Genomic DNA, 4,871 nt, shown 5'->3' on the forward strand with positions numbered 1-4,871 from the left:
GCCTCGCCGGTGTGCGCCGACCACGCCGCGAACAGCGCGATCGGGTCCGGCGGCGGGTCGTCGAACGCCCCCAGGTCGGACCGCGGCGCCCCGATCTCCACCAACTCCATCACCTGACCTCCAGACCACCGTGCCGCACCGGCAGCAGACCGCCCACGCAGTCCGCGAGCAGGTCCACCCCGCAGCGCGTCAGGATCGACTCGGGGTGGAACTGCACCGACCGGATCCCGGGACCGCGCAGGGCGCGGACGTGCCCCGTCGCCGGGTCCCGGTCCACCTCCAGGTCGGCGCCGCACACGCGCAGCCGGTCGACCGGGGACGTGACGACGAACGTGTTGTAGAAACCCAGCCTGCGCTTGCTCCCGAACAGCTCCACCTCGCGCTGCGCGCCCTGGTCCGGGGTGTCGAGGCGCAGGACGTCCAGGCCGAGGTAGGAGCACAGGACCTGGTGCCCGAGGCAGACGGCGAGCAGCGGGAGCCCGTCGCCGCGGACGCGCAGGAGCAACTGCCGCAGGCGGGCCATCTTCGGGTCGGCGACGTCCCGGGGGTCGCCGGGGCCGGGGCCGAGCACGACGAGGTCGTGGTCGCGCAGGTCCTCCGCGAGGAGCGAGTCGTCGCGGACGTCGCGCACCTCGACCTCCAGCCCCAGCGAGCGGAGCTGGTAGGCCAGCATGGACGTGAACGCGTCCTCGGCGTCGAGCACGAGGGCGCGGCGGCCGTCGAACCGCGGCAGGCGGGACCGCCGCTCGTCGTCCGGCGTGAACCAGAACGACGCGAGCCGCGAGTTGCGCGCGACCAGGGCGGACACCACCCGGGGGCGCATCGCCAGGCCGCGGTCGGGGCCCGCCGGGGCCTCGTCCGACCGCGCGGGCGCGACGCCGTCCGCCAGCACGCCGAGCAGCCCGGCGACCTTCGACTCGGTCTCGGCGACCTCGCTCGTCGGGTCGGAGTGGCGCAGCAGCGTCGCGCCGACGCCGATGTCGATCCGGCCCTTCCCGTCGATCTCGGCGGTGCGGATGAGGATGGCCGAGTCCAGCGTCTCGCGCCCGGTCCGGTCGTGGCCGATCAGCGCCACGCACCCGCTGTAGTAGCCGCGCCCGGTCCGCTCCCGGCGCGCGATCACCCGGAAGGCGTTCTCCAGCGGGCTGCCGACGACGGTCGGCGCGAACAGCGTCTCGCGGAGCAGGTCGACCGACGAGCGGGACGTGCGGCCCTGGACGTAGTACTCGGTGTGGGCGAGGTGCGCCATCTCCTTGAGGAACGGCCCCGTCACCCGCACGCCGTCGTCGCAGACGCGGGCCATCATCTTCAGCTCCTCGTCCACGACCATGTTCAGCTCGTCGGTCTCCTTGCGGTCGTTGAGGAACGCGACCAGCTCGTCCACGTCCGGGCCGGTCGGCGGGTAGCGGTAGGTGCCGGAGATCGGGTTCATGACCGCCAGCCCGTCCCGGCAGCTCAGGTGCCGCTCGGGGCTCGCGCCGACCAGGACGGTGTCGCCGGTGTGGACGAGGAACGTCCAGTACGCGCCGTTCTCGACCTGGACCAGCCGCCGGAACAGGGTGAGCGCCTTGCGCAGGTCGTAGTCGACGAGCCGGCCGGTGTAGGACCGCCTGACGACGAAGTTGGAGCCCTGGCCCCGCCCGATCTCCTCGTCGATGACCGCCCGGACCTGCCGCGCGTACACGTCGGCGTCGGTCTCGAACCGGCCGTCCTCGACGCGCACGTCCTCGTCGGGCAGCTCGTCGAGCAGGTCGGCCAGGGCGAGCGAGGTGTGCGACTCGACTTCCACCGCGATCAGCTCGGCCCCGTCGTCCACGACCTCGAACCCGCGTTCGGCGGCCTGCCGGAACGGGATGAGCAGGAGCACCTCGCCGCGGTGACCGGCCGGGCCGAGGGCGTCGCGGCTCGCCGAGACCTCGGCGAGGCTGGCGTGCGAAGTGGACCGTCCACACAGGACTTCCACGGTGCCGGCGCCGGACATGCCGGGCCGGTGGACCAAGGCGAACGCGGGCGGTTCTTCGGAGAGGATCCTGGCGATCGACGGGTCAAGGTGGCGTGCGGTCACAGGAGCGCCCTCTCCGTCGCTGGGGTGGGTGCGAGCGCGGCCAGCACCCGCTCGGTGGGCACGACCACGGCGCAGGTCCGCGCGGCGTGCTCCAGGGCGCGGGCGTGGTGGACGGCGGAGAAGTCCGCGACCGCGTCCGCGACCAGGAACGTCTCGACGTCCCGGCTGAACGAGTCGACCGCGGTGGCGAGGACGCCGATGTGCGCGTACACCCCGCAGAGGACCAGTTGGTCGCGCCCGTGCGCGGCCAGCCACTCGGCGAGGTCCGAGGCGTGGAACGCGCTGTAGCGCCACTTCGTGACGACCTTCTCCCCCGGCGCCGCCGCCAGTTCCGGCGCCAGGGCGCGGTCGGCGGGGTCGGTGGACATGCCGGGTCCCCAGATGGCGTCGAGCAGCCCGCGCTGCTCGCGGGTCATCCCGCCGGGCTGGGCGGTGTAGGCGACGGGGACGCCGGCCGCGCGGCACGCGTCGCGCAACCGCGCGCAGTTGGCCTTGAGCGCCCGCAGCGGCGACGCCGTGTCCGGGAAACCGCGCAGGAAGAACTCCTGCATGTCGTGGACGAGCAGGGCCGCGCGGGACGGGTCGACGGTCCACGGCGCGGTGCTGTCGGGGATTTCGTCCGGACGGGGCAGCACGTACGGCTCTACCACGGGAATGAGGGGCCGAGTCATCGCGCGACTCCTTCAGGCGACCGTTCGCGAATCCTGGGTTGGATGGCGTTGACGGGGAACGGAAATCCCGTGTTCGCGGGTCGGACCGTCCGACGTGGACCACTGTCGCCCAGGTCGGTGCGCCGGTCAAGGCGCGCGGGCGTTCAGGGGGCCCGCCCGGTGAACGCATTTGCCGGTGGCCGCGGGCTTTTCCCGTCGACCGCCGATCCGACCGGTTCGAATGGACGGGTGCAAAACCCGTTCTTATGATGTGCTCCACCCGTTCGACGGGGATCAACCATTCCGCGTTCGCCCGCGTGCCCGTCACGCGGGTGGCGCGCGCCCGCGGTCGTCAGGGCCCGCACCGGGTCGCCCGACCGGGCCGGAAACCGATTGCGGAGGCTTCAGGTGTCGTCGACTTACGAGGTCACCGGCCAGGGCGCCGAGGAGTCGCCCGGCCCGGAGATCACCCCGCTCTCCCACACCCAGCAGCAGCTGTGGTTCACCGAGCAGATCGACCCCGGTCAGAGCCTCTACACGGAGGCCCTGGCCGTGCGCGTCCGCGGCGCGCTCGACACCGGCGCGGTGGAGCGCGCGGTGCGGGAGGTCCTGCGCCGCCACGAGGCCCTGCGCACCGTGTTCCCCGTCGTCGGCGACCGACCCGTGCAGCGGGTCCTCCCGCCGGGCACGCCGATGTCCTTCCTGCGCCGGTCGGTGGCCGACGTGCCCGCCGAGGACCGCGAGGAGGCCCTGGCCCGGCTGGTGACGGGGTTCATCGAGGAACCCCTCGACCTGACCGCGCAGCTGTTGACCCGCGCGCTGCTCGTCTCGGTCGCGCCGGACGACCGGGTGCTGGTCGTGACGCTGCACCACCTCGTGTGCGACGGCCTGTCCGGGCGCGTCGTCTTCGCCGAGCTGGGGCGGCTGTACGAGGCGTTCGCGGCCGGCCTGCCGTCGCCGCTGGACGAGCCGGAGCTGCAGTACGCCGACTTCACCGAGTGGGAGCGCGGGCTCCTCGACTCCGGCTACCTGGACGACGACGTCGAGCACTGGCGCGAACGGCTCGCCGGTGTGGCGCCGGTCCTCGAACTGCCCGCGCGGCGCGCCCGGCCCGCGATCAAGGGGGTGAGCGGGACGCGCGCCCGGTTCCCCCTCGCCGACGCCGGCCTGCGGACGCGGATCACCGCCTTCTGCCGCGAGCACAACGTCAGCCTCTACACCCTGACCCTCGCCGCGTTCGCCGCGACCGTCAGCCGCTACACCGGGCAGCACGACCTGGTGTTCGGAACGCTCGCCGCCAACCGCGCCCGGTCCGAGCTGGAGGGCGTGGTCGGGCAGTTCACCAACACGCTGCCGATGCGCCTGGACCTCACCGGCGACCCGACGCTGCTCGAACTCGTCGACCGCGCGGCGACCACGGCGGAGGACGCGATCGAGCACGGCCAGGTCTCGCTGGGCAGGATCGTCGAGCTGGTCGCGCCCCGGCGCGACCCGTCCCGCAACGCCCTCGTCCAGCACCTGTTCCTCACCAGCGGCCAACCCGCGAGCGACGCCACCTGGGGCTCGGCCTCGGTCACCCCGTTCGACGTGCCGCGCAACCGCGGGCGGCTGGACACGATCACCGAGGTCGAGGAGCGCGGGGCGGAGCTGGTCTCCTGGGTGGAGTACGACACCGACCTGTTCGACCACGACGAGGTGGAGCAGCTGATGCGCCACTTCGCCAACGCGGTCGCGGAGTGGGTCGGGGACCCCGGCCTGCGCGTGTCCGAACTGGCACTGCTGGACCGGGCCGAGGTCGAGGCGCACCTCGTGCCGCTCCGGGCCGAGGCCCTGGACGCGCCCGCCGAGCTGCCCGCCAGCGCGAGCGGGCCGGCGATCACGACCGCCGACGGCTCGTGGACCTTCGAGGACCTCGGCGCGCTGGTGTCGGGCGTGCCGGGCACCGCGACCCGCGTGTTCCTCGCCGACGCCGACCGCGGCAGGGCCGTCGCCGGGGTGCTCGCGGCGGCGGCCCGGGGCTCCGACGTGGTCCTGTGCTCCTGCGGCGCGCCGTGCGACTGCGGGTGCCCGGCGCCGGCCGCGCGGGAGGTGGTGCGGCTGGCGCGCGGCCTCGCGGTCGCGCTGTGGCCCGAGCGGACCCGGCACGTCGTGCTGGC

3 protein-coding genes are annotated in these 4,871 nt (G+C 73.9%); 1 reads left to right on the forward strand and 2 read right to left on the reverse strand.

What is annotated here, in order from left to right; all coding sequences use genetic code 11:
• Nucleotides 1–109: 109 nt before the first annotated feature.
• Together ACFV4N_RS26460 and ACFV4N_RS26465 are read right to left on the reverse strand one after the other, a co-directional pair.
• Nucleotides 110–2,065, reverse strand: a complete 1,956-nt coding sequence (locus ACFV4N_RS26460; protein WP_499675302.1) for an anthranilate synthase family protein — start codon at nt 2,063–2,065, stop codon at nt 110–112.
• The gene (locus ACFV4N_RS26465) at nt 2,062–2,736 is read right to left on the reverse strand and encodes an isochorismatase family protein (RefSeq protein WP_499675303.1); all 675 of its coding nucleotides are present in this window, start codon (nt 2,734–2,736) and stop codon (nt 2,062–2,064) included. The genes ACFV4N_RS26460 and ACFV4N_RS26465 overlap by 4 nt, the downstream gene beginning before the upstream one ends.
• A gap of 387 nt (nt 2,737–3,123) precedes the next feature.
• Between ACFV4N_RS26465 and ACFV4N_RS26470 the strand changes: the two genes are divergently transcribed.
• Nucleotides 3,124–4,871: condensation domain-containing protein (locus ACFV4N_RS26470; RefSeq protein WP_499675304.1), on the forward strand; the 1,748-nt coding region annotated here is incomplete at its 3' end.

Origin of the sequence: Actinosynnema sp. NPDC059797 (assembly GCF_042732085.1) — a bacterium.
Lineage (GTDB): Bacteria > Actinomycetota > Actinomycetes > Mycobacteriales > Pseudonocardiaceae > Actinosynnema.